21 protein-coding genes and 3 pseudogenes are annotated in these 26,010 nt (G+C 60.9%); 13 read left to right on the top strand and 11 right to left on the bottom strand.

Annotated elements, in window-relative coordinates:
- Positions 1-17 precede the first annotated feature (17 nt).
- On the top strand, positions 18-2,000 hold the full coding sequence (gene asnB, locus MLPF_RS06155; RefSeq protein ID WP_045842758.1) for an asparagine synthase (glutamine-hydrolyzing): 1,983 nt from the start codon (positions 18-20) through the stop codon (positions 1,998-2,000).
- 184 nt (positions 2,001-2,184) lie between these two features.
- Here asnB and MLPF_RS06150 read toward each other — a convergent pair whose 3' ends face one another.
- Positions 2,185-3,159, bottom strand: a complete 975-nt coding sequence (locus tag MLPF_RS06150; RefSeq protein ID WP_045842756.1) for a carbohydrate kinase family protein — start codon at positions 3,157-3,159, stop codon at positions 2,185-2,187.
- A gap of 191 nt (positions 3,160-3,350) precedes the next feature.
- Here MLPF_RS06150 and MLPF_RS06145 point away from each other — a divergent pair, with 191 nt between their 5' ends.
- The gene (locus MLPF_RS06145) at positions 3,351-3,992 is read left to right on the top strand and encodes an Rv0361 family membrane protein (RefSeq protein WP_045842755.1); all 642 of its coding nucleotides are present in this window, start codon (positions 3,351-3,353) and stop codon (positions 3,990-3,992) included.
- A 33-nt stretch (positions 3,993-4,025) separates the two neighbouring features.
- Here the strand turns inward: MLPF_RS06145 and MLPF_RS06140 are convergent, their stop codons facing one another.
- Complete coding sequence (locus tag MLPF_RS06140; RefSeq protein WP_045842754.1) at positions 4,026-4,382, bottom strand: HesB/IscA family protein; 357 nt, start codon at positions 4,380-4,382, stop codon at positions 4,026-4,028.
- A 50-nt stretch (positions 4,383-4,432) separates the two neighbouring features.
- Positions 4,433-5,546, bottom strand: a pseudogene (locus tag MLPF_RS06135) (glycerate kinase).
- Between the two features lie 125 nt (positions 5,547-5,671).
- On the opposite strand from MLPF_RS06135, the gene MLPF_RS06130 reads away from it, so the two are divergent.
- The 3 genes and pseudogenes from MLPF_RS06130 to MLPF_RS06120 all read left to right on the top strand — a co-directional run bounded on the left by MLPF_RS06130 (position 5,672) and on the right by MLPF_RS06120 (position 8,248).
- The gene (locus MLPF_RS06130; protein WP_045842753.1) at positions 5,672-6,370 is read left to right on the top strand and encodes a DUF3043 domain-containing protein; all 699 of its coding nucleotides are present in this window, start codon (positions 5,672-5,674) and stop codon (positions 6,368-6,370) included.
- An 87-nt stretch (positions 6,371-6,457) separates the two neighbouring features.
- Positions 6,458-7,516, top strand: coding sequence for a nicotinate-nucleotide--dimethylbenzimidazole phosphoribosyltransferase (gene cobT / locus MLPF_RS06125; protein ID WP_162196893.1), 1,059 nt, complete (start codon positions 6,458-6,460; stop codon positions 7,514-7,516).
- Positions 7,517-7,555: 39 nt separating this feature from the next.
- Positions 7,556-8,248, top strand: a pseudogene (locus tag MLPF_RS06120) (adenosylcobinamide-GDP ribazoletransferase).
- A 15-nt stretch (positions 8,249-8,263) separates the two neighbouring features.
- Here the strand turns inward: MLPF_RS06120 and MLPF_RS06115 are convergent.
- Positions 8,264-9,370, bottom strand: coding sequence for a branched-chain amino acid aminotransferase (locus tag MLPF_RS06115; protein ID WP_045842751.1), 1,107 nt, complete (start codon positions 9,368-9,370; stop codon positions 8,264-8,266).
- Between the two features lie 56 nt (positions 9,371-9,426).
- Entirely contained in the window at positions 9,427-10,530 is a 1,104-nt protein-coding gene (gcvT, locus tag MLPF_RS06110; RefSeq protein WP_045842757.1) for a glycine cleavage system aminomethyltransferase GcvT, read from the bottom strand.
- Between the two features lie 166 nt (positions 10,531-10,696).
- Between gcvT and MLPF_RS06105 the strand changes: the two genes are divergently transcribed.
- Both MLPF_RS06105 and MLPF_RS06100 read left to right on the top strand, forming a co-directional pair.
- Positions 10,697-12,265, top strand: coding sequence for a leucyl aminopeptidase (locus MLPF_RS06105; RefSeq protein ID WP_045842750.1), 1,569 nt, complete (start codon positions 10,697-10,699; stop codon positions 12,263-12,265).
- A gap of 132 nt (positions 12,266-12,397) precedes the next feature.
- Positions 12,398-12,562: a hypothetical protein gene (locus MLPF_RS06100; protein WP_156147010.1), complete on the top strand. Its 165-nt coding sequence runs from the start codon at positions 12,398-12,400 to the stop codon at positions 12,560-12,562.
- A 217-nt stretch (positions 12,563-12,779) separates the two neighbouring features.
- Here MLPF_RS06100 and MLPF_RS06095 read toward each other — a convergent pair whose 3' ends face one another.
- Complete coding sequence (locus MLPF_RS06095; protein ID WP_045842749.1) at positions 12,780-14,570, bottom strand: SDR family oxidoreductase; 1,791 nt, start codon at positions 14,568-14,570, stop codon at positions 12,780-12,782.
- A 231-nt stretch (positions 14,571-14,801) separates the two neighbouring features.
- Here MLPF_RS06095 and sucB point away from each other — a divergent pair, with 231 nt between their 5' ends.
- From sucB to MLPF_RS06065, 6 genes are all read left to right on the top strand, one after another.
- Entirely contained in the window at positions 14,802-16,382 is a 1,581-nt protein-coding gene (gene sucB / locus MLPF_RS06090) for a 2-oxoglutarate dehydrogenase, E2 component, dihydrolipoamide succinyltransferase (protein ID WP_045842748.1), read from the top strand.
- A gap of 16 nt (positions 16,383-16,398) precedes the next feature.
- Entirely contained in the window at positions 16,399-17,322 is a 924-nt protein-coding gene (locus MLPF_RS06085; protein ID WP_045842747.1) for a TIGR01777 family oxidoreductase, read from the top strand.
- A gap of 67 nt (positions 17,323-17,389) precedes the next feature.
- Positions 17,390-18,100: a lipoyl(octanoyl) transferase LipB gene (gene lipB / locus MLPF_RS06080; RefSeq protein WP_162196891.1), complete on the top strand. Its 711-nt coding sequence runs from the start codon at positions 17,390-17,392 to the stop codon at positions 18,098-18,100.
- Entirely contained in the window at positions 18,097-19,041 is a 945-nt protein-coding gene (lipA, locus tag MLPF_RS06075; RefSeq protein ID WP_045842745.1) for a lipoyl synthase, read from the top strand. The genes lipB and lipA overlap by 4 nt, the downstream gene beginning before the upstream one ends.
- A gap of 26 nt (positions 19,042-19,067) precedes the next feature.
- Positions 19,068-19,820 (top strand): DUF4191 domain-containing protein, encoded by a 753-nt coding sequence (locus MLPF_RS06070; protein WP_045842744.1) that lies wholly within the window; start codon positions 19,068-19,070, stop codon positions 19,818-19,820.
- Positions 19,821-20,015: 195 nt separating this feature from the next.
- Complete coding sequence (locus MLPF_RS06065; protein WP_237817102.1) at positions 20,016-20,246, top strand: hypothetical protein; 231 nt, start codon at positions 20,016-20,018, stop codon at positions 20,244-20,246.
- On the opposite strand, the gene MLPF_RS06060 is transcribed toward MLPF_RS06065, so the two are convergent.
- From MLPF_RS06060 to MLPF_RS06040, 5 genes and pseudogenes are all read right to left on the bottom strand, one after another.
- Positions 20,243-20,413, bottom strand: coding sequence for a hypothetical protein (locus tag MLPF_RS06060; RefSeq protein WP_237817104.1), 171 nt, complete (start codon positions 20,411-20,413; stop codon positions 20,243-20,245). The genes MLPF_RS06065 and MLPF_RS06060 overlap by 4 nt on opposite strands.
- 327 nt (positions 20,414-20,740) lie before the next feature.
- Positions 20,741-20,929 carry a hypothetical protein gene (locus tag MLPF_RS06055; RefSeq protein WP_156147008.1) on the bottom strand — a complete coding sequence of 63 codons (189 nt, stop codon included), beginning with the start codon at positions 20,927-20,929 and terminating at the stop codon, positions 20,741-20,743.
- Between the two features lie 160 nt (positions 20,930-21,089).
- Positions 21,090-22,055 (bottom strand): annotated as a pseudogene (locus MLPF_RS16195) (nitronate monooxygenase).
- A gap of 52 nt (positions 22,056-22,107) precedes the next feature.
- The gene (locus MLPF_RS06045) at positions 22,108-23,382 is read right to left on the bottom strand and encodes a M16 family metallopeptidase (RefSeq protein WP_045842738.1); all 1,275 of its coding nucleotides are present in this window, start codon (positions 23,380-23,382) and stop codon (positions 22,108-22,110) included.
- An 83-nt stretch (positions 23,383-23,465) separates the two neighbouring features.
- Positions 23,466-25,787 (bottom strand): polyribonucleotide nucleotidyltransferase, encoded by a 2,322-nt coding sequence (locus MLPF_RS06040; protein WP_045842743.1) that lies wholly within the window; start codon positions 25,785-25,787, stop codon positions 23,466-23,468.
- Positions 25,788-26,010 lie beyond the last annotated feature (223 nt).

The following is a 26,010-nucleotide window of genomic DNA, read 5'->3' as shown; positions in this document are numbered from 1 at the left end:
AGGCATACTGGAGCGCTGTGTGTGGATTGCTGGCGTTTGTAGTGGCCGCGTCCTGCGCTGATGACCCCCGCTCTGGTGGGACCAACAACGTTCTTCAGGCCTATCATGCCATGGCCCACGCGGTGCATTTAATGCGTCACCGCGGGCCTGACGAGCCAAACACCTGGTCCGACCTGGACGTCGATGGGTTCTCGGGAGGAGTTGCGTTTGGGTTTAACCGGTTGTCCATCATCGACATTGCGCATTCGCATCAGCCGCTAAGGTGGGGGCCGCCGGAGACACCCGATCGATATGTCCTAGCATTTAATGGCGAGATCTACAACTACCTAGAGCTGCGCGACGAGCTGGTCATCCGGCACGGCGCTGCTTTCGCCACCGACGGAGACGGTGAATCTATCGTCGCCGGCTTCCACTACTGGGGCATCGAGATATTAACGCGGCTGCGCGGCATGTTCGCCTTCGCGCTGTGGGACACCGTCACACACGAATTGTTCTGTGCCCGCGACCCCTTCGGGATCAAGCCGCTGTTCATGGCAACCGGCACCGGCGGCACCGCGGTGGCCAGCGAAAAGAAGTGCCTGCTTGACCTGGCCGAAGTGATCAGATTCGACACGCAGATTGACGCCCGCGCACTACAACACTACACAGTCCTGCAGTACGTGCCCGAGCCCGAGACGCTGCATCGCGGGGTGCACCGACTCGAATCGGGCTGTTATGCACGGATCCGTCCCGACCAGCTCGATCCGGCGATTACCCGCTACTTCGTGCCGCGGTTTGCCGCCGCACCGATCACCAGCGGCACCGAACAGACCCGCTACGACGAAATCACCGCCGTGCTTACGGACTCGGTGATCAAGCACATGCGCGCCGACGTCACCGTCGGTGCGTTTCTGTCCGGTGGTATCGACTCCACGGCCATCGCAGCTCTGGCGATCCGGCACAATCCACGGCTGATTACATTTACCACCGGCTTCGAGCATGAGGGATTCTCCGAGATCGACGTGGCGGCTGCCTCGGCTGAGGCAATCGGTGCACGCCACATCGCCAAGGTGGTTACCCCCAGCGAGTTCGTCACCGCCCTGCCGGAAATCGTCTGGTATCTCGACGAACCGATTGCTGACCCGGCCCTGGTTCCGCTGTTCTTCGTCGCCCGCGAAGCCCGCAAGCACGTCAAGGTGGTGTTGTCCGGCGAGGGCGCCGACGAGCTGTTCGGCGGCTACGCAATCTACCGGGAGCCGCTGTCGTTGAAGCCCTTCGACTACCTACCCGGGCCACTGCGACGCTTGATGGGCAAGTTGTCCAAATCTCTGCCCGAAGGCATGCGCGGCAAGAACCTGCTACACCGCGGATCACTCACGCTTGAGGAGCGCTACTACGGCAATGCCCGCAATTTTTCGGACGCACAGTTGCAGGCTGTGCTACCCAGGTTCCACACGGGCTGGACCCACACCGACGTCACGGCAGCGTTGTACGCCGAATCCGACGGCTGGGACCCGGTAGCCCGCATGCAGTACATCGACCTGTTCACCTGGCTGCGCGGCGATATCTTGGTCAAGGCCGACAAGATGACAATGGCCAACTCACTGGAGCTGCGGGTACCGTTCCTTGATCCCGAAGTGTTCGCCGTGGCGTCCCGGTTACCCATGCAGGCTAAGGTCACCCACGCCACCACGAAATACGCGCTGCGGCGCGCACTGGAACCCATCGTCCCAGCACACGTGTTGTACCGACCCAAGCTCGGGTTCCCGGTCCCGATTCGGCATTGGCTGCGCGCCGGCGAACTGCTGGAGTGGGCGTACACGATGGTGGACTCGTCGCAGACCGAACATCTAGTCAACCTAGCCGCCGTGCATCAAATGCTTGACGAGCACCGAGGTGGCACCAGAGATCACAGTCGCCGGCTGTGGACAGTGCTAATTTTTATGCTGTGGCATGCCATCTTCATTGAACACAGCGTGGTGCCACAAATCAACGAGCCACGGTATCCGGTGCAGCTGTAAATTAACTAACCCGGCCACCGTTAAGCCGGATGCACGGATACAGCCATGCGATGAAGGCAATATATTAATATATATTAATAATTCAAGGCGACAACACCGAGCAGCTGGACCTGCGGATAGCGAGTTCCCGGCACCCTAAACTAGTTCCGACCACTATAATAGCTCATCTGGTCGGGCTGGTATGCTAGGAGAGTACAGCGGTGATTTCGGCAGCAGCTTCCTCCCCATAAGCGCCGGCTAGCCGAGTCGCCGCAATGTCGCGGTCCCAACTCCACTGTTGGGTGCCGGTTGACTCCAGCGCCAATACCGCGACCAGCGAGCCCAGCTGGGCCGAACGCTCCAGGCTCAGACCGGCGCTACGTCCAGTCAGGAAACCGGCTCTAAACGCGTCACCAACGCCGGTTGGATCAACCTGGCTTGTCTCAGGCACCACACTGACATGCACACGAGTGCCGTCGCATTTTACCAGGTCCACACCCTTGGCGCCCAGCGTTGTCACCCGCAGTTGAATCTGCGCCATAACGTCAGCCTCAGACCAGCCAGTTTTAGATAGTAGCAGGTCCCATTCGTAATCGTTGGTGAACAAGTAGGTGGCGCCGTCGATGAGATTGCGGATTTCCTCGCCAGATAGCCGTGCCAACTGCTGGGATGGGTCAGCGGCGAAGGCTAGCCCGAGTTTGCGGCACTCCTGGGTGTGCCCCAACATGGCGGCCGGGTCATTGGCCCCGATGATCACCAACTCCGGCGTGCCGATGGTCGCGATCGCGTCGGCAAGCTTGATGTTGCGGGCCTCCGACATGGCGCCGGTATAGAACGATCCGATCTGGGCCATGTCCAAGTCGGTGGTGCAGACGAAACGGGCTGTGTGCGCGGTCTTGGAGATCAGCACGCAGTCGCAGTTGACTCCGTGATTTTGCAGCCAATCGCGATAGTCGGCGAAGTCCTCGCCGACTGCACCGATCAGTGCGACATCACCGCACAGCACGCCGATAGCGTAGGCCATGTTTCCGGCCACACCGCCACGATGAATCACCAGTTCGTCGACCAGAAAGCTGAGCGAGACCTTGTGCAAATTGTCGACGAGCAATTGCTCGGAGAATCTGCCCGGAAACCGCATCAGATGGTCAGTCGCAATCGAACCGGTTACAGCGATCGTCACCAGATCTCACCCTTCGTTCATCAAGTCGTTTCACCTACCCGCAGGTACAAACGTTGCGGATCGCCTCGATGCATCCGCGACTGCGGGCAGGTGTTGCGCTAGCCTGCCTAGAGAGCTCGTCTGGTTGCCCCAAACGCCAATGTGGAGCGGCAACTGCTCGTCGCCCCATCCACCACCGCAGGAGAACCACGATGGCCGGTCCGCATACGCCGAATCCTACTGTCGGCACCGACAAACCGTCACCTTATGCAAACGCCGCCTTCGCAACCACCCAGTCCTCCATCCAAGTAGACGACGCAACACCCGCCTATCCCAGGATGCTGCCACCGCCGTTGTCATACCCGAGGCAACGGTCGAAGCGACTGATCATCAGCGTGCTGGTGGCTACCGCGCTGGTCGCCGCGATGACTGCGGTAATCATTTACGGGGTTCGCACTAACGGATCTAAAATCGGAGACACATTCTCCGAGGCAACGGCTAAAACGGCGATTCAAGAGTATCTGAAAGCCCTCGAACAGCGCAACGTCAACATCATAGCCCGCAACTCGCTGTGCGGTCTGTACGATGCCGTCCGCGACCAGGGGCCCGACCAAGCGCTGGCACAACTGAGCAGCGACGCGTTCCGCAAGCAGTTCTCCCAGGTCGAGCTAACCTCGATCGACCAAATCGTGTACTGGTCACAGTACCAGGCCCAAGTGCTATTCACCATGCGGGCATCGCCTGCCACAGGAGGTCCGAGTCGCGGGCAACTACAAGGCATCGCACAGTTGCTTTACCAGCGCAACCAAGTCCTGGTGTGCTCATACATGCTGCGCACCGCGGGCTCGCACTAGTCGGCTACGACCTAGCCGACCCCTGGGGTTTCGTCAGTTGAACGAATCCCCGCAAGCGCAGGAGCCACTGGCGTTAGGATTGTCGATGGTGAAGCCCTGCTTTTCGATGGTATCCACGAAATCAATCAGCGCGCCTTCCACGTAGGGCGCACTCATCCGATCCACTGTCAAGGTCACACCACCAAACTCCGCAGTGAGATCGCCATCCAGGGTCCGGTCGTCGAAGAAAAGGTTGTAGCGCAGCCCTGCGCACCCACCCGGCTGAACTGCGATACGCAACGCCAGGTCGTCACGTCCCTCTTGATCCAACAGCGACTTCGCCTTAGTGGCAGCGACATCGGTCAGAACCACTCCGTGGGTCTTGGCGCTTGACTCGTTCTGCACCGTCATTTCTTCTCCTACGTGCGTGATTATTCAGGCGGGTTCGCCAACCCATCGCCTTAACGGTACCTTGCAATACCGCTATTCTCGAGTCGCTCCGTGACAAGAAACGCTAAACCCGTAATCTGGTTGGCCGAGTCAGCTTGCGCTAGCCGCACCTAAATAGCGTGTTCAACAATCAACCAAAGAGTCATAATACTGGCTAATCACGATGCAGACTTGTCCAGGCACATCTGCTCAACCACTATTACCGGAATTCCCAGCAAATTGGTTGCGTCGGCGATCAAACAAACTACCGTTCCGTGCAGGGACTGTTCGTCGAACCAACCCTCACCAGTGACAATTTAGCTCGTCCGCGGCAAGATAGTCGCCCAGGTAGGCGTGTTCGGCGATGATTGCCGCACTAGAATCGCACCGACCACCCAGCACAAGCAACCCGGTGCCGATACCATCACCAGCGCCTGCACTCGGCTCGGCACTAACATCGCGTTCGGCCGCACCTTCCTATTTCGATCGCCCACGTCTCGAGGCGGCCTTCAAGCTTGTGCGACGGTAGTCGTGTCCGCGCCCTTCTACGACCCAAACACCCCGAACGCACCCCACGGTCCTAGCAGCGGATATTCGAAGTCTGAAACGGAGATCAGTTCGACGTCGAGCAGCTGGCAGCCGAGCTCAGCAATCCTTCTTTGCCCGCCATCGCTGCACGCCGTACCATCCAAAACCACAGCAATATTTCCATGTAATCCCCGGCTCGCAGCGCCTCGGCGATGAGCTGTCTTACCCTCTGCTGTACGCCGACAACGCAGCCTCCGATGTGGACGGACCGCCAAGCGGAGTCAGACCACACTTCAGGTACAGGCCCGATGACCGAACCGGCATCAAACATCCACCGAGCGTCCAGCAGCCCAAAAACCTGCAACCCCGCAGCTCCCCCAACGACTGGCCAGCACCTCGGCAAAACCGGGGACGCCGTAGAATAATTATTTATTTAATGGCGACGAGGAACCGATCGCCCGGACGTGACCGGGTCCAGCCGGTCGGGATATTCTGGCTATAGGCGGCTTGCACCGCGAGCAGGCTGCCACCATAGAATTCAGGGCCACCAGCACGCGCACCGCAGGAAGCTGGATTCAGACCTGGCGCATGGTCATAGGTATCAGAATGCGAGACCATCGAGCCCGTTAATCACAGGGTAGTCGTTCACCACACACAGATATGAAACCCAGTGACACAGACGCACGCACAATACAGGCACATGCCAGTGGACCCTTACCTGCCGGCGAAGTAACCTGGCGATTGTGAAGCTTCTGGGCCGTAAGAAGAGCTACGAACAGGGCACCGAGGCACCGACGGCATCGGACGACAATGTAGGTTCAGAAGCTAGTTCGCCGGACACGCCATCTCGCGGGTACAGTACGACCGCTCCCAAGGGCCGACCCACTCGCAAGCGTGACGATGCCGACCGACGCCACACGAAAAAAGGGCCAATTACGCCGGCGCCGATGACTGCCTCCGAGGCGCGAACTCGGCGCAAGTCGCTGGCTCACCCCAAGTGCCACCGTGCGGAACGTAAGGCCGAGCGAGCCGCCAGTCGGGCCCGGATTACTGACCGCCGGGAGCGCATGATGGCCGGCGAAGAGGCATATCTGCCGCAGCGTGATCAGGGCCCGGTACGCCGCTATGTCCGAGACGTCGTGGATGCTCGGCGCAACGCGCTCGGCCTGTTCACGCCGTCAGCGCTAGTTCTGCTATTCATCATGTTCGGGGTTCCGCAGCTGCAGCTGTACATGTCTCCGGCGATGCTGGTGCTGATGGCCGTGATGGCTATCGATGGAATCATCTTGGGCCGCAAAATCAACAAGCTGGTCGATGCGAAGTTTCCATCCAACACCGAAAGCTGGTGGAAATTAGGCCTTTACGCCGCCGGTCGGGCATCCCAAATGCGCCGGCTACGCGCACCTCGGCCCCAAGTCGAGCACGGCAGCAGTGTTGGTTAAACCGCGCCTGAAAGCCGTCCTCGGCACGGCGATCGGGTTGACCCGAGTGGAAGCCGGACAGCCGGGATCGATCAAGGCGCCGAGAACCTGATGGAGTTCGCGCCAGTGTCGCCGCCCGACGGCCGCGCCGCAGCAGCTGCCCGCGCTCACCAAGACAGCCTAACCAAGCAACACGGCGCGTTGGGTCGTCTCAAAGATTTGTCGGTCTGGGTGGCGGCGTGCCAAGGTCGGTGTCCGCCACGCCAGTTCCAGCGTGCTCGGATCGTAGTGTTCGCCGGTGACCACGGTGTCGCCCGGTCCGGGGTGTCGGCGTACCCACCGCAGGTAACCGCTCAGATGGTAGCCAACATCGACCGCGGCGGGGCAGCAATCAACGCACTAGCGAGTATCGCCGACGCGACGATAAGAGTCGTGGATTTGGCTGTCGACGCGGACCCATTGTCGCAGCAGATCGGCATCCATAAAGTGCGACGCGGCAGTGGCGATATCGCGATCCAGGACGCGTTAACAGAGGAAGAGACTGCCCGCGCGATCATAGCCGGTCAACGCATTGCCGATGAGGAAGTCGACCGCGGCGCTGACCTGCTGATCGCTGGTGACGTCGGAATTGGAAACACCACCGCAGCGGCGGTTTTGGTGGCGGCTTTGACGAACGCCGAACCAGTCGCCGTAGTGGGCTTCGGAACCGGGATCGATGACGTCAGTTGGGCACGCAAAACGGCTGCGGTGCGCGATGCCCTGTGTCGGATACGGCTGGTGTTGCCCGACCCGGTCGGGTTACTGCGCTGCTGCGGCGGCGCCGACCTGGCCGCGATGGCAGGCTTCTGTGCGCAAGCAGCGGTACGACGTACCCCGTTGCTACTCGACAGCATGGTGGTGACGGCGGCCGCACTGGTCGCCGAGCGCCTGGCACCGGGCGCCTGGCAGTGGTGGCAGGCCGGCCACCGGTCAACCGAACCGGGTCATGCCCTGGCTTTGGCAGCTTTGGACTTGGACCCGATTCTGGACCTGCGGATGCGGCTGGGCGAAGGAACCGGTGCTACGGCAGCGTTAACGGTGCTGCGCGCCGCGGTGGCCGCGTTGTCGTCAATGATGACCTTCGCAGAGGCTGGTGTGGCCGGTCCGTCAACCTCGCCACCGTCGTGATAACACTCCCTCGCTACAGCTTTCGCATTTGCAACGGCGATTCCCCTCCCCAGGGCCACGAATAGCCCGATGGGTCGCGGTGCAATGACTGCCTTAATGACTGCCTTGCTGGTGGTCGGCCCCGAGTTGGGTGCGTTGGCCGCGGCCGTCTCTTATGGGTGGCGCATTTGTTTTCGGTCTTTCCAGCGCGTTATCCGGACTGCTCGCAGTAGCGACACTGCTGATCGCGACCCGCGGCTTGCACATCGACGCCGTTGCCGATACGGCTTACGGGCTGGACTGATTACGAGCCGCTGCAGCGTGAAATTATGGTAATGCGCGACGGGTCGACCGGGCCATTCTGAGTAGCGGTTGTCGTATTGGCAATAACGGTGCAGGGGCTGACGTTCTCAATGCTAAACGCGGCGGCTATAGTCCTGGCTGTGTTTACTGGCCGGGTCTCCGCAGTGTTCGCGTGTCACCAGTCGGTACCAGCTACGACGGGAGCGCTCTGGGTGTCCGGTTCGCTGGTACCCAGCCGGCCCCGGGTGCTGCCGGTCATTTCGCTGCCGGCAGACCCACGACCATGGCAGAGGCCCATCACGACGCTGGTGGCGGCGTGCCGCGGAGCGGCCCTAGTTGCCGCACTGTGTGCGCCAGTTCGGCAGCATCAGCGGTGACATACTGGGCGCCACGATCGAACGCGCCACGACAGTAAGCGCTAAGCTGCTCACCGTCTTGGTCAGGTTTTAGCCGGCACCGAACCCGCTATCCCAGCCGGGCCATCCAGCCGTGGGTGTCGGCAAAAGTACCACGCTGGATTCCGGTTAGCGTGTCGCGCAGCGCCATAGTCACCTCACCCGGTGCGCCGCCGGCGATGGTAAACTCGACATCACCATACTTCACCCGCGAGACCGGGATAATGAAGGCGGCGGTGCCGCAGGCAAACACCTCGGTGATCTCGCCGGCAGCAGCTTTCTTTTGCCACTCGTCGATGTCGATCTTACGTTCTTCGACACTGAATCCGGCATCAATAGCCAACTGCAGCAATGACGCGCGCGTAACCCCGGGCAGCAGTGAGCCAGACAGCTCCGGGGTGACCAGGCGTGCCGACCCGCCACTGCCGAGCACAAAGAAGATGTTCATCCCGCCCATTTCCTCGACGAAGCGGCGCTCGACGGCGTCTAGCCACACCACCTGGTCGCATCCGTTGGCGGCGGCTTCGGCCTGAGCCAGCAGTGACGCTGCGTAGTTGCCGCCGAATTTGGCCGTACCGGTGCCGCCCAGGCTAGCTCGCACGTAATCCATCGACACCCAGACCGTAAAAGAGTTGCCGCCGCCTTTGAAATACGCCTCGACCGGCGAGGCGATCAACAGGTACCGATACTGCTTGGCTGGCCGTACCCCCAGTCCCGGCTCGGTCGCGAAGATGAAGGGCCGCAGATAAAGCGCCTCTTCGCCGCCGACCCGATGCACCCAAGCGTTGTCGACAGCGATGAGCTGACACAGGGAGTCAATGAACAGCTCGTCGGGCAGTTCGGGAATCGCAATTCTCCGCGCCGACGAACGCAACCTGGCCGCGTGAACATCAGGGCGAAAAGACACGATCGACCCATCCGCCCAGCGGTAAGCCTTGAGTCCCTCAAAAACTTCCTGCGCGTAGTGCAACACGCTCGCCGACGGATCCAGCTGAATCGGGCCGTAGGGAATGACCCGTGCATCGTGCCAACCCCGGCCATCGATGTAGTCGATCGACACCATGTGGTCGGTGTAATATTTTCCGAAGCCCGGCTCAGCCAGGATCGATTCACGTTCCGCATCGGTCGCCGGATGTGCCGAGCGTGACACCGTGAACTCGAGGAAGCCGCTGGTCATGGTGCCGATTGTATATGTGCATGCGAGCGAGTTTTTGCGGCGCTAAAGCAAAGCGGCTAGCGGGTCTTCACTTCGATGAAGGGCGGACGCACCACTTCGCACTCGACAGCGCGGCCGCGAACGTCAACGATAATCTGCTGACCGTCCTGCACCGCGGCTTCGCTGTCGATCAACGCCAACGCGACACCAACTTGCAACGTCGGCGAGAACGTTCCCGACGTGGTGACCCCGACCGGGGTGTCGCCGACACACACTGTAAGCCCAGACCGCAAAACTCCCCGGCCCATCATTCGCAGACCCCGTAACAGCCGTCGAGGCCCCGCCGCCTTCTCGGCCAGCAACGCATCCCGGCCAAAGAACGCATCCTTCTGCCAGCCAATCGCCCAGCCGCACCGAGCTTGCAGCGGCGAGATGTCAAGCGAAAGTTCGTGCCCATGCAGCGGGTAGCCCATCTCGGTACGCAATGTGTCACGAGCGCCAAGGCCGGCCGGCTTCCCGCCCGCGTCGACCACCGCGGTGACCAACGCGTCGAACACCACACCCGCGGATTCCCAGGGAGGCAGCAGTTCGTAGCCTTGCTCACCAGTGTACCCAGTGCGACAGACGCGCACTGGCACTCCCGCATAGGAGGTATCGGCGTAGCCCATGTAATCCATCCCAGTTGACAAACCGAGCTCGTCGAGCACGTCCGTTGATCGAGGCCCCTGCACCGCCAACACAGCGTGGGAGCGATGCTGGTTGGTGATGGTCAGGCCGGCCGGCGCTGCCGCCTGCAATACGTCGACCACCGCGGCGTTATTGGCGGCGTTGGACACCAAAAAAATCTCATCGTCATCGACGTAGTAGGCAATCAGGTCATCGATAACACCGCCAAATTCCGAACAGCACAACGTATATTGCGCCTTGCCTGACCCTATGCGGCCCAAGTCATTGGTGAGCACGGAGTTGACGAACTGCGCGGCACCCAGCCCGTGAACTAACACCTTGCCAAGGTGGCTGACGTCAAATAGACCGACGGCATTACGGGTCGCGCTGTGTTCGCTTACGGTGCCAGCATACGACACCGGCATCAGCCAGCCACCGAACTCGGCAAAACTCGCGCCCAGCTCGCGATGACGGTCTTCCAGCGGCCCCTTGAGCAGCTCTGGCGCATCGGTCACGGCATCCCACCGTAATCCACCGCCACTACTGACTCGCGCAGGCATCTCCCCGCGCGCTGATCAGCTACCTGGATGGAACTTTATGGTCGACGGCAGCCCAGGTTGATCGGACTTGAATGAGCAGACGCCGAGCTAATCTCCGCCCCGGTGACTAGGGTAATTGCCCGTGACCACCGATCCGCGTTACCAAGGCCCTTCAGTCCACATTGCCGCGTCACTGCCAAAACGCGATGTCAGTTCTTCGGTATTGATCGTACCCGTCGTCTCAGCCAGCGACAGCGGTGAATCCGAAAACCGGCCGGGCGCGGTCGTTGCTGCGGCCGAACCTTTTCTAACCGCAGCTGCAGTCGCCGAAATCGAGGCCGGCCTGCGCGCACTGAACGCCACAGGTGACAGTAATCAGGTGCACCGGTTAGTAGCACCGTCGCTGCCGGTAGACAGCGTGTTAACGGTCAGCTTGGGTAAACCGCGGTCAGAGTGGCCCGCCGATACAATCCGTTGCGCCGCCGGTGTGGCGGCACGGTCACTCGGCAGCGCGGAAGTGGTGATCACCACACTGGCCGAGTTGCCTGGGGAATCCGGTGCCAGCATCTGCTCAGCCGTCGTTGAGGGGCTGATGCTAGGCAGCTACCGGTTTACAGACTTCCGCAGCCGCAAAACCGCGCCGAAGGACAACAGGCTGCGCAAGATCACGGTGCTGGCTAGTGCAAAAGACGCGAAGAAACAGAGCGCGCACGGCGCCGCGGTGGCAGCCGCAGTTGCCACCGCCCGTGACCTGGTTAACACTCCCCCAAGCCATTTGTTTCCCGACGAATTTGCAAAGCGCGCAAAGACTTTAGGTGAATCAGCTGGTCTTGAAGTGGAAGTGCTCGACGATAAGGCGTTGCAGAAGGCCGGCTACGGCGGGTTGATCGGGGTCGGCCAAGGTTCATCGCGACCGCCACGGCTGGTGCGGCTGATTCATCAGGGGTCACACCTGGCCAAGAACCCCAAAAAGGCCAGGAAGGTGGCCCTGGTCGGTAAGGGCATCACCTTTGACACCGGCGGCATCTCGATCAAGCCAGCGGCGTCGATGCACCATATGACCTCGGATATGGCTGGAGCCGCCGCGGTCATCGCGACCGTAACACTGGCCGCACAACTGAAGCTGCCGATTGACGTAGTCGCTACCGTACCAATAGCTGAGAACATGCCGTCGGCAACGGCGCAGCGGCCAGGCGACGTGCTAACACAGTATGGCGGAATCACAGTCGAGGTGCTTAACACCGACGCTGAAGGCCGGCTCATACTGGCCGACGCCATTGTTCGTGCATGCGAAGACAACCCGGACTACCTGATCGAGACATCCACACTGACCGGTGCGCAGATGGTGGCGCTGGGCTCCCGCATACCCGGGGTGATGGGCAGCGACCAGTTCCGCGACCGGGTTGCTAAGACCTCGCAACAGGTCGGCGAGAACGGCTGGCCGATGCCGCTGCCCGACGAACTCAAGGATGACTTGAAATCGACAGTCGCTGACCTGGCCAATGTCAGCGGGCAGCGTTTCGCCGGCATGCTGGTGGCTGGCGTATTCCTCCGCGAATTCGTCGCCGACGGAGTGTCTTGGGCGCACATAGATGTAGCCGGCCCGGCATACAACACCGACAGCCCGTGGGGGTATACGCCCAAAGGCGCCACTGGTGTGCCAACCCGAACCATGTTCGCAATGCTCGAGGATATCGCCAACCACGGATAAACCGCTTCGCCGACGATCACGCTGGCGGGATGCGGGAAGATCAACCGGGCGCGAGCTCAGAGCAGACAGGTTTAGCCGGATAGTCCCGCGGCTCTACCCTGCTAGCGATCAAAATCATGCGAAAGGTCGACTGTGACTGTACAGCGGCTGATCTTGACAGTAGGCGCCGTGGTGCTGGTAACCAGCATGATCGGGGTCTTGGTGTCGGGTATCGGTGCCGAACAGCACCAGCCAGTTTCTGCCTGCAGAAACGCTCTCAACATCGATCTCACTTCAGCCTGGAGTGCCGACAAGTAGACCTAGCGACACGCCGATTATCGATCAGCCGATCTCTCGTGCCAACGAGATAATCCAATGCGAGCCATTCGTGTTGATCCGGCATGCGTGGAGTATGTCCCCTGCCGTCATCGGAGCTATTGCAGTGGTCGGCGTATGGCTGGATATATAGCCGAAGCTAGCACCGGCCAGTGACCTAACCGCGAAGCGCCCCCTCTGACTGTTCCCGCAAGCTGAGCTAGATCACTCGTATCCGCGCGGTATTGCGCAACACCTGCGGCAACACCCGGGAAATGCCATAAAGCGCGTAGGCTTCAGGCGCGATCAGGCGGATCGGCTTGTTCTTCTTGATCGCGGATAAGATCGTGTCAGCCACCTTGTCTGGTCCGTAGCGACGCAACCTGAACATCTTGTCCAGCTGTCCGCGCCGATCTCCGACTCTTCCTTGTTTTGCTGTCGGTGCATCGATGCGAGTGGATTGGATTATGTTGGTGTCGATGACACCAGGGCAGATTGTGGTTAACCCGACCCCGGCGGCGTCGAGTTCGGCTCGCAAACAATCAGAGAACATGTAGGTCGCCGCCTTGGAAGTGCAGTAAGCGCTCAGCGACTGCAGCGGTGCGTAGGCAGCCATCGACGACACGTTGACGATGTGCCCGCCTGTACCACGTTCCACCAGGCGTTGCCCGAATGCCCGACAGCAGTTCACCACGCCGCCTAGATTGACCTCAAGCACACGATCGAACTCCTCGGGAGGGGTGTCCAGGAACCGACCAGCCTGGCCGATGCCGGCATTGTTAACCACAATATCGGGGACGCCGTGCTTAGCGCTGACCTGTTCGGCGAATGTTTCGACCGCTGCCGCGTCGGACACATCGAGCGAATAGGCGTAGGCGACACCGCCACTCGCGACGATCTGCGCTGCAGTGTCCTTGGCAGCGGCCTCGTCGATATCGCTGACAACCACCTCGGCGCCGCCGCGCGCTAAGGCGAACGCAGTCTCGCGGCCGATCCCACTGCCAGCGCCGGTAACCGACACCAGGGTGTCGCCGAACGTTTCGCGAGGACGTCCTACCTGCGCACGCAATAGCGCACGGCTCGGCTGTTTGCCATCGACCAGATCGGCTAGGTCGTGCACCGCTTCGGCCATCACCTGCGGATGCGACATCGGTGAAAAGTGACCAGCTTTGATGTCGCGTCGCCACAGCTGGGGCACCCACCGCGCGGTCGCGTCGTACCCGTAAGGTCGCACATATCGGTCCATGGTGTTGACGATCAGCTGCACGGGCACGTCGACTACCGGGACGCCCCTGCCGCGTCGGCGGCCGAAGAAGGCTCTAAAGTAGTTGGCGGGATAGATTTTTACCGAGTGTGCGGCATCCCTGGCCAGGGTGTCGGAGTGGTGGATCTGATCCGTGGAAATGTTGTCGACCATGGTGCGCCGAATCATCGCACTCGACAGCGCGATCCACAGAACCATCGGCACCAACACCGGTATCGAAAACAGCACCATATAGGTCAGCCTGGATAGCTGACTGATCGCGCGCGCGAAGGTACGCGGGCGCCAGGGCCGGCGCAGACCGCTCAGGATGTAGTAAACCAGCTGGTCCTGACTGGGGCCGGACACCGATGTGAAAGAAGCGACCCGGTCGCTGGCACCGGGCCGGCTCAAGTACTCCCACACACCCACCGAACCCCAGTCATGGGCCAGTACGTGCACAGGCCGGTCGGGACTCAACTCGCCGATCACCGCAGCGAAATCGTCGGCGAACCGGGTCATGGTGTACGCCGAAACGGGCTTAGGTACCGAGGACTGGCCGACACCACGGTTGTCGTAACGAACAATTCGGAACTGCCTGGCCAGCTGCGGAACAACACCATCCCACAACACATGTGAATCAGGGAAGCCGTGCACCAATACGACGGTCGGGCCTTCGGGTTGGCCGTTTTGATAGACAGCGAGACGGACGCCATCCGGACTCTCGACAAACTGGGGGGGCATCTTGTGTATCGACTGCGTTGCTGGCATCCGACCTCCGCTTACCGCTACCTGCCCGCGCAGTATATTAAATCTTTACACAGTAGCAAGCCCATTGCGCGATCCCACATCCCGCCACAAGCTCCGCCCTGGGTGCATGCCGCCGAAGGCGAAGTGACAAAATAGTTCCGATATCCACTGGGTCCCCGCCCAGTGCACCGTGGTGTGGTTAAGCCAGATGTCGACCTGCTCCGACTATGAGCGATCGAGGAGTCAAAACAGATGGCCTGCTCCGTCCAGATGCCGGCACTCGGTGAAAGCGTCACCGAGGGGACAATTACCCGCTGGCTCAAACAGGAAGGCGACACGGTCGAACTCGACGAGCCACTCGTCGAGGTGTCGACCGACAAGGTCGACACCGAAATCCCCTCGCCTGCCGCGGGTGTGCTGACCAAAATCATCGCCCAGGAGGACGACACCGTTGAGGTGGGCAGTGAGCTTGCCGTTATCGGCGTGCCTTCTGAAGCGGCTGCAACGGCGCCTGCACCTAAGGCCCAAACCAAACCCGCAGCACCATCCCAACCTGCCGCACCGGCCCAGCAACCTTCCGACGCAGCAATCGCGACACCGGTTCTGATGCCCGAGCTCGGTGAGTCTGTCAACGAAGGCACGGTGACTCGCTGGCTCAAGAAGATCGGAGACTCGGTTCAGGCTGACGAGCCGCTGGTAGAGGTATCGACCGACAAGGTGGATACCGAGATCCCGTCACCAGTGGCCGGAGTTTTGGTCAGCATCACCGTCAACGAGGACACAACCGTCCCGGTTGGCGGTGAGTTGGCACGGATAGAAGTTACCCTCGATAACAGCGCCACCATCGCACCAGCGCCCAAAGCCGAACCCGTACCGTCTCCGCCGACGCCGACTGGGACAGAAGCCAATGGTGCGCCGTACGTGACCCCGCTGGTACGAAAACTCGCCACCGAAAACAACATCGACTTGGCCAAGGTAATAGGCACCGGTGTGGGCGGTCGCATCCGTAAGCAGGACGTGCTGGCTGTGGCCGCACAACGGAAACATCAGCAGGCACAAACATTCGCGCCATCAACAGCCGCTACCACCCCAACACCCGTGCTGGCCCACTTGCGGGGCACCACCCAGAAGGCCAGCCGGATTCGCCAGATCACCGCGAAAAAGACCCGAGAATCCCTGCAGGCCACGGCGCAGCTCACCCAGACCCATGAGGTCGATATGGCCAAGATTGCGGGATTGCGAACCAAAGCCAAGGCAGTTTTCGCCGAGCGCGAGGGAGTGAACCTGACTTTCCTGCCATTTATCGCCAAAGCAGCGATCGACGCCCTCAAGATTCATCCCAATATTAACGCCAGCTACAACGAAGACACCAAGGAGATCACCTACTACGACGCCGAACACCTCGGCTTCGCAGTCGACACGGACCAGGGCCTGCTCTCCCCTGTTATCCACAATGCCGGCGATTTGTCGCTGGCCGGGTTGGCCCGCGCAATTGTTGATATCGCCGCCCGGGCTCGGTCGGGTAATTTGAAACCCGACGAGCTGTCCGATGGTACATTCACCATCACCAACATCGGCAGCCAGGGCGCGTTGTTCGACACACCGATATTGGTTCCGCCGCAGGCCGCGATGCTGGGCATCGGAGCCATCGTAAAACGCCCGCGGGTGGTCCTCGATGCTAGCGGTAACGAGTCGATTGGGGTCCGCTCGATTTGCTATCTGCCGCTGACCTATGACCACCGACTGATCGACGGCGCCGATGCCGGACGTTTCCTCACTACCATCAAGCACCGGCTCGAAGAGGGAGCGTTCGAGGCCGACCTAGGGCTTTAGGTAGAGGCTTGCCGACGTGGCTCAAGCTAGCCGTAAGACCGTCGTCGCGATAGCGGGTTCGTCCGGCATGATCGGCTCTGCTTTGGCCGCGGCGCTGCGCGATGCCGATCGTTTAGTGTTGCGCATCGTTCGCCGGACGCCGGCGAACACCAAGGAAATACACTGGAATCCCGAAAGCGGCGAGTTCGATACCGATGCACTAACCGACGTCGATACTGTCGTTAACCTTTGCGGAGTCAACCTGGGCCAGCGTCGGTGGTCAGGCTCCTTCAAGCAGAGTCTGCGGGACAGCCGCATCACTCCGACCGAAGTGTTGTCTGCCGCGGTCGCGGAAGCCGGTGTCAGCACTTTGATCAACGCTAGCGCGGTGGGCTACTATGGAGACACTGGGGATTGCGTGGTCGACGAAAATGGCCAAGCAGGAACAGATTTTCTGGCTAAGCTGTGCCAGGACTGGGAGGCCGCCACGTTACCGGCCCAATACGCCGGCACCCGCGTGGTGTTGGCCCGCACCGGCGTGGTGCTGGCTCCGGCGGCTGGTGTGCTGAGCCGGATGCGACCATTGTTTTCTTTCGCCCTAGGCGCCCGGATAGGCAACGGCCGTCAGTACATGTCGTGGATCAGCCTCGAAGATGAAGTACGGGCGCTGCTATTCGCCATCTCGCACCAATCGCTCTCCGGCCCAGTAAATCTGACCGGGCCCGCACCTGTCACCAACGCGGAGTTCACCACCGCATTCGGTCGCGCAATCAACCGCCCGACTCCATTGATGCTGCCCAGTTTCGCAGTGCGGGCCGCCCTCGGAGAGTTCGCCGACGAGGGGCTGCTCATCGGTCAACGCGCCATCCCCGCCGCGCTGGAGCACGCTGGTTTCCAGTTCCATCACAACACCATCGGTGAAGCGCTCGGTTACGCGACCACCCGACCGAGCCAGAACTAGGCTCGAGCTTCCGCCGCACCACATCCGACGGCCCAAACACCCACAGGCGACGAGTAGCCTGGCCTTCGTGATGGATTCCATCCGGTCGACCCCGACCGCAATCAATGTCCGCCAGCTAGGCACTGTCGACTACCGCATAGCCTGGCAGCTGCAGCGAAACCTGGCCGATGCCAGGGTCGCCGGCGGACCCGACACACTGCTGCTACTGCAGCACCCACCAGTCTACACCGCCGGACGACGCACTCAGCCACACGAACGACCAAACTCGTCGCTGCGCGGCGTTCCCGTTGTGGACACCGACCGCGGAGGCAAGATCACCTGGCATGGCCCGGGACAATTGGTCGGCTATCCAATCATTGGGCTGGCGGAGCCGCTCGACGTAGTCAACTACGTTCGGCGCCTCGAGGAAGCACTGATCAAGGTCTGTGCGGAGCTGGGCCTGGACACCAGCCGAATCGACGGCAGGTCCGGGGTCTGGGTGTCGGGCAACGCCGGTCAGCCTGCACGCAAAGTCGCCGCCATCGGCGTCCGGGTGTCACGTGCGACGACGATGCACGGATTCGCGCTTAATTGCCAGTGCGATCTGGACGCGTTCCACGCCATCGTGCCTTGCGGCATCAGCGACGCCGGGGTGACATCATTGTCCGCCGAACTCGGACGCGCCGTTGCTGTCAACGACGTCCGGTCAGCGATCGCCGAAGCCGTCAACGACGCCCTGGACGGTTGGCTGGCCCTGACCTGGCTGTCCACTCCTGCCCGCGTAACATCGACACTGTGACTGTTGCCCCCGAAGGCAGCCGTTTGCTGCGATTAGAAGTACGCAACGCGCAAACCCCGGTCGAGCGCAAACCGCCATGGATAAAAAACCGGGCCCGCATGGGACCAGAGTACACCACGCTGAAAAACCTGGTCCGCCGTGTTACGCTGCACACGGTCTGCGAAGAGGCCGGTTGCCCCAACATCTTCGAATGCTGGGAGGACCGGGAAGCCACCTTTCTGATCGGTGGTGATCAGTGCACCCGCCGGTGCGACTTCTGCCAAATCGACACCGGGAAACCGGCTGAGTTGGACCGCGACGAGCCCCGGCGGGTCGCCGAGAGCGTGCAAACCATGGGGCTGCAGTATGCCACCGTCACCGGGGTCGCCCGCGACGACTTGCCCGACGGCGGTGCTTGGCTGTACGCCGCGACCGTGCGAGCCATTAAAGAGCTCAACCCGTCGACCGGGGTCGAACTGTTGATTCCGGACTTCAACGGGCAGCCCGCGCGACTGGCGGAAGTCTTCGAGTCCCGCCCACAAGTGTTGGCGCACAACGTCGAAACCGTGCCACGCATCTTTAAACGGATTCGGCCTGCTTTCACCTACCAACGCAGCCTGGACGTGCTAACCGCAGCGCGCGAGGCCGGCCTGGTCACCAAGAGTAACCTGATCCTCGGCCTAGGCGAAACCTCTGATGAGGTGCGCACTGCCCTGGCCGATTTGCGCGACACCGGCTGCGACATCGTCACCATCACCCAATATCTTCGTCCGTCGACGCGCCACCACCCGGTCGAACGCTGGGTCAGGCCTGCGGAGTTCGTCGAGCATACGCAATACGCCGAAAGTTTAGGCTTCTCAGGTGTTCTGGCTGGGCCGCTGGTGCGTTCATCGTATCGCGCCGGTCGACTCTACAAGCAGGCTGCAGGCACCCGGACCGCGGGTGCCTCGGTATCCCGTTAAGCCGCACCTACGTATTCTTGATAACTATGGCTAAACCCCGAAATACAGCTACGAACAAGGCCGCGAGGGTGGAGGCGAAGGCTGCCCGCAAGGCCGCGTCTCGACAACGCCGCCTTCAGTTGTGGCAAGCTTTCACGATTCAACGCACGGAGGACAAGCGGCTGATACCGTTTATGATTGCCGGCTTCGTTTTGATAGCGAGCACCTCGGTGACGGCAGGGATACTAGTCGGCGGATTCCTCATGATCACCTTGATCTTGCTCGGCGTGGTGCTCGGAGCGTTGGTGGCGTTCATAATCTTCGGTCGGCGCGCCCAGCAATTAGTCTACCACAAAGCCGAAGGCCACAATGGCGCAGCGGCGTGGGCCCTGGACAACCTGCGTGGCAAGTGGCGGGTGAGCCCGGGTGTGGCCGCTAATGGCCACTTTGACGCAGTGCATCGGGTGATCGGCCGGCCCGGTGTCATCTTCGTCGCCGAAGGATCGACGGCCCGAGTCAAACCGCTGTTGGCACAGGAAAAGAAGCGCACCGCACGCTTGGTCGGCGACGTACCGATCTACGACATCATCGTGGGCAACGGCGACGGCGAGGTCGCACTGGCCAAGTTGGAGCGCCACCTCGCCCGCTTGCCTGCCAATATCAGCGTCAAACAAATCGACATACTACAATCGCGGCTGGCCGCGTTGGGATCGCGCGCTGGTGCGAGTATTGTACCGAAAGGACCGCTGCCCAACACCGGCAAGATGCGCGGCATGCAGCGCTCGGTACGCCGCAAGTAGCGCTCGCTCGGTTCGCGGGGTGATACCAGTGGGCGACTGGTGCAACGACTCCGACTTTGCAAGCAGGCAGTTATGGCCCCTTGCCTACGGCCCTAGGGTGTTGTTGGTTTTGTGTGGTTGAGGGGTGTGGTGGGTTATGTGGTGGGGATCGGTGGTGTGGGTTGTGTTGGTGGTTTAGGGTTGGTCGCGGCGTAGGTGGGCTGCTTGCAAGGGCCGCCGAGTAGTTGGTGTTGGTCACCGGCCGCGACATCGAAGCTGGCGATGCTGGGGGTGCGTCTGGTGTGGCGGGTGGCCGGGGATCAGTTGCGCTTTTCTGGTGATGTGTTAGCCCGCCACGCGCACAAGTCACCAGATCACGCCGTGGATGGCTTTTATCTTCCTTCCGCGGTCGATCCCCACAAAAAGTCAAGTACTGCCCTAGGCTAGAGCACCGCCGTACGCGTCATCACCGGCTGCGAGGTCATCGACGAACTGTGAAACCAACACGGCACCAACACAGCCGGGGGCACACCGGCTGGCCGAGGGCCGGTGAACAAACAGACACCCCACAGCCATAGCATGCACCCGAAAGCGCCCCCAACACCCAGCGCCAACAAGATCTAGGCTAGCCCACCAAACTCCCGACCGTATCGGCCAGCGATGGCACACCAGAACACTACTTCACCTGCCACCTATGAAACCGACCAACAATTCCTGCCACAAACACCAACACCCCCGGCCACCACACAACAACAACGGCTCGGGCGAGCGGCAGCTTGGCGATGAGGATCACCGAAAAACAGTTCCAGTAAGCTAACTTGGACCAAATCCCAGTGTCAACGGCGTGCTGATGTTGCCCAGATCGCCTGAAATCGCCGTGTTGAGGTTGATCTCCCACCGGTCCAACCGGGTGCAATCGGCGCCGATGGAACGAGCTAACCCTACGCTGCAGCGCGGCCACGCACAGTTGTGCCAACAGCATGGTGTTGCCGGCCTGCGGTTACCATCACCGGAGCGTAAGGGAACAGCGCCGTCGGATCGGTGAAAATGTCTTGTTGCAAGTCACATTCGTCGTGCTCGGTTTTCTGCAGCACCCGCTCCGCTGCAGAGGCCTTAAACGTCGAGCACACCGTGAACTGGACTCGTCCGGAACACGTCCGCAAGAGGCGCACACTGACACAACGGACAAACAACACCTACCGACATGACATGAGGGCACAGATTTCCTCGTCCTAATTTCTGCCCTAGCGAGCGCCATCACCAAGCTGCGCAATAATGCTCACAGAAGCACTACGCTGACCGCACGTCGGAAATCAGCGGAGCGATAATGTTGACCACTAGCCCACAGCATGCTTTACGGTACACCGTTCTTGCCCAAAGGTTTGTCCCGCTTGGATCATCCCATTCGAAAGCGGCCCGCCGTATTGGTGACGTAATCTACGTTCATTACAGGATACCCTAACGCCGCCCCGTGATCCAGCAGTAGGGTGAATTCATTCACCAGACCACACGAGCATACCTACCGAAGAACACGCGCTTCACGACGGTGTGATCGAACAGCGGATGCTTTAGCGCGGCACTGGTACCAGCTTCGTAGCTCAGCAGTGCGGTACCGACCTGCCGGCCCATCACTACCCTGCGCAGTACGACAGCGACGTCTGCGGCAGCGCCCAGATTGTCTGTTGCGGTGAGCAGTACATCGTTTGCGTTGCCGATTCGGGTCGAATAGCTCGGTAATGGGCTCCATGTCCGGCGCTAATGTACCGAAGTGCCCGCCGGCGCCAGGGTTCTGGACCACCAGGCTGTCCGCGCCGGCGGCGACAGCCACTCTCGCCTCGTAGGTCCTTACGTCACCGCGACCATCACCAACAGTCCCAGGGCGTCCAACTGCCGGATGACACCCCGGGACGGCACACCGAAAGTGGACGACACCAACTCTGGGCGTATGTCGTCCACCACCTCGAGCTTGTGCTCTCAGTGGTCGTTGTAGCCGACATGGGGCTGACCGACTTCTACCTGGTAATGCTCGGCGCCCTCCTCTAAATTCTTCTGCGTAGCACTCGAGCGGCGCCAAGTCGGCTACACTAGGTTGAGGCACAAACAGGTTGACATCGAGCGAACCGGCTGTGACGGTCCGCACGGTGTGATTTAGTCAGCACACTGCTCCAAACCCAGGTAGCCGCCGAGGATGAAAACCGAGCCCGCCTACATTGGACACCGCGGCGGCCAATGTGGAGCTGCCCGGGTTCCGGACATCGGAGCGTCCACAATGCGCGCTGCGATGTCTCAGGAACCCAGTACTATCCAGTTAATTTACCATTACCCGAAGTTGTTGCGGCAGAGTTCGTTTCGACGCATACGGACCCAGAACGGCAGCACCGTAGCGCTTGCTCAACAGCTGGTGAGCCACCGCATTGACCTGCTCTATGGTGACCTCATCGATTTGCTGCAAGGTATGTTCGATGCTGTGGTGCTTGCCGTAATTCAATTCGTTGCGACCAAGCCGGCTCATCCACGAACTGGAATCCTCCAATCCCAGAACGATCCCTCCGCGCAAAGAACCCTTAGCAATACTGCACTCCGCTTCGGTGATGCCATCACGCGCCACCGACGTGAGCACCTCACTGGTTACCCGCATCACGTCGGCGAAACGCTCAGGCGAGCACGCAGCATACACAGACAGCGCACCACTATCGGCGAAAATTTCCAGCGCAGAATACACGGAGTAGGCCAGTCCGCGGGTCTCGCGAATTTCTTGGAATAAACGAGAACTCACTCCTCCGCCCAGTGCAGTATGCAACACCGACAGTGCCCAACGATGCTCCCAGCTGCGGCCAGGAGTGCGGACCCCCAACAACACGTGGGTCTGCTCGGCGTCCCGCTTGCCCAGCGTCAATGCGGGGCCGCCGTTTATTCTTCCAGTGCCCTTGCGCGGCGGTGCGGACTGGTGCCCGCGAATCAAACGCGATCCGAAGTATTCACGCACCAACGTGACCACCTCATCATGGTCGACGTTGCCTGCTACCGCAACGACCATCCGTTCCGGCGTGTAGCGCCGCACATGAAAGGAGTGCAGTTGGGTCCGTGTCATCGCCAACACGGATTCCACAGTGCCGATCACCGGACGTCCCACCGGGTGGTCACCGAACAATGCCGCTAAGAACATGTCCCCCAGCGCATCCTCGGGATCGTCGTTACGCATCGCGATCTCCTCAAGCACGACGGCACGTTCCAGCTCAACATCGTCAACGGCGCAACGACCATTGAGCACGACATCGGCGACCAGGTCGACGGCCAGTTCCAAGTCGCTGTCAAGCACGTGTGCGTAATAACAGGTGTGCTCCTTGGCGGTGAACGCATTCAGCTCCCCGCCGACGGCGTCTATCGCCTGCGCAATCTCCGTGGCCGTACGTCTCGAGGTCGATTTGAACAGCAGATGCTCAAGAAAATGCGCCGCCCCGGCTACTGTGGCACCTTCATCACGGGATCCTACACCCACCCAGACCCCGACAGAAGCTGAGCGCACCGCGGGCAAGTGTTCGGTGACCACACGAAGACCGCCCGGCAGTGTGGTGCGACGCACTCCGGCCGATCGTGTGGCCTTACTTTTCCACCTTTCCCTCGACGCCCTGCTTGCCCCGCCGCAAGTCACCCTTAGCCCCGGGGTCAGCTACTGGACGTTGCAGCATCGGCTGGCACAGTACCAGAACCGACCTTCTGAGCAGCCCCGGCATCGGCCGGAACTGCAGGGGCTGCGACCGAATCGTCGTCAGCCACTAAGACCAGTGATATCTTGCCGCGTTTTTCGATATCTGCGATCTCGACGCGCAACTTATCACCGACGTTCACAACGTCCTCGACTTTTGCGATGCGCTTGCCCTTGCCAAGTTTGGAGATGTGCACCAGACCGTCACGCCCAGGAAGCAGCGACACAAAAGCGCCGAATTCCGTTATCTTTACGACAGTTCCAAGGAACCGCTCGCCGACCGTCGGCAGCTGCGGGTTCGCGATGGCATTAATCTTATCGATCGCGGCCTGCGCCGATAGACCATCGGTAGCGCCGACGAACACGGTGCCGTCGTCCTCGATAGAAATCTGCGCACCAGTTTCCTCGGTAATGGCGTTGATGACCTTGCCCTTAGGGCCGATGACTTCACCGATCTTGTCCACTGGGACCTTGATGGTGATCACCCGCGGTGCATACGGACTCATCTCGTCGGGTCTTTCGATGGCCTCAGCCATGACCTCGAGGATGGTCAGCCGGGCGTCTTTGGCCTGCGCAAGTGCACTCGCGAGCACCTGGGAGGGGATACCATCCAGTTTGGTATCAAGCTGCAGTGCGGTGACAAAGTCTTTGGTACCGGCGCATTTAAAGTCCATGTCGCCGAAGTCATCTTCGGCGCCCAGGATGTCGGTCAAGGTGACAAAACGACGCTCAGTCCTTCCGTCAACCTCAACATTGTCGGAGACCAGCCCCATCGCAATACCAGCCACCGGCGCCTTGAGCGGCACGCCTGCGTTGAGGAGCGCTAGCGTGGAAGCGCAGACCGACCCCATCGAGGTTGAGCCGTTAGAGCCCAGCGCTTCGGACACCTGGCGGATAGCATACGGGAACTCCTCGACGCTTGGTAGTACCGGCACTAGAGCCCGCTCAGCCAGCGCACCATGCCCGATCTCACGCCGCTTGGGTGAGCCGACCCGACCAGTCTCACCAGTGGAGAACGGCGGGAAGTTGTAGTGGTGCATATACCGCTTGGACGTTTCTGGCCCCAAGGAGTCGATCTGCTGAGCCATCTTGACCATGTCGAGCGTAGTCACGCCAAGAATCTGGGTTTCGCCGCGCTCGAATAGCGAGCTACCGTGCGCCCGCGGAACCACCGCAACCTCGGCCGACAGCGCGCGGATGTCGGTGATCCCGCGGCCGTCGATACGGAAATGGTTGGTGAGGATCCGCTGTCGGACTAGTTTCTTGGTCAACGAGCGGAATGCGGCACCCACCTCCTTTTCTCGGTCCCCGTAGGTGCCAGCGAGCCGCTCGAAAACCTGGGTCTTGATCTCATCGGTGCGCTGATCGCGCTCAGGTTTGGCGCCGATGGTCAAGGCCGTGGCCAACTCGTCGGTGGCCATCGAGGCCACCGAGTAGTAGACGTCGTCGCCGTAGTCGGGGAACGTCGGGTACTCGACTGGCGGTTTCGCTTGGCGAGCAGACACAGCGTCGGCAAGCTCCCGCTGCGCGTTACACAGCGCAGCAATGAATGGCTTGGCTGCCTCGAGTCCTTGGGCCACAACGCTTTCCGTCGGCGCCTGAGCACCGCACTCGACCAGCCCGATGACGTTTTCGGTAGCCTCAGCCTCAACCATCATGATCGCGACGTCAGGCTTGCTCTCGTCATCGGTGCCAACAATCCGGCCGGCCACTACCATGTCGAACACGGCCCGCTCGAGCTGCTCGACGGTGGGGAAAGCAACCCAGGTGCCGTCGATGAGCGCCACCCGCACACCGCCGATAGGCCCGGAGAACGGTAGACCGCCCAGCTGAGTGGAGGCCGAGGCAGCGTTGATCGCCAACACATCATAGAGATCGTTGGGATCCACGCTCAGAATCGTCACCACGACCTGGATCTCGTTGCGCAGACCGTCGACAAAAGACGGGCGCAACGGGCGATCGATGAGCCGGCAGGTCAGGATCGCGTCGGTGGACGGTCGGCCCTCACGACGGAAGAACGAGCCAGGGATCCGACCGGCGGCATACATCCGCTCCTCGACATCGACCGTTAGCGGGAAGAAGTCGAACTGCTCCTTGGGGTTCTTGCTGGCAGTGGTCGCCGACAACAGCATATTGTCGGCGTCCAGGTAGGCCACCACTGCGCCAGCGGCTTGCAAGGCTAACCGTCCGGTCTCAAAACGGATCGTGCGGGTGCCGAAACTCCGATTGTTGATAATAACAGTCGCCTCGAACACGCCCTCTTCGATTTCAACTACAGACATAACCGTCCGCACGGCCTCTCTCAATTACTCAGCTGTTTCGGCGTCATGCGCGCAATCCCGGAGCGCACAGTCTGAATACGGCTACGGCCATCGATCGAAGCGGCCGACCTGCCCAGATCCGGAGAGCCCGACAGCCACTACCGAAGACCGCCCGATACAGACCAGAGCAGCACCCTCGGACGTGCACAATGACACGCTGGAGCGGAACACGCGGATTTACGCG

It is taken from the genome of Mycobacterium lepromatosis (assembly GCF_000975265.2).
Taxonomy (GTDB): Bacteria; Actinomycetota; Actinomycetes; order Mycobacteriales; family Mycobacteriaceae; genus Mycobacterium; species Mycobacterium lepromatosis.
Note: the sequence above shows the minus strand (reverse complement) of the source record. Positions and strands in the feature narration are given on the sequence as shown.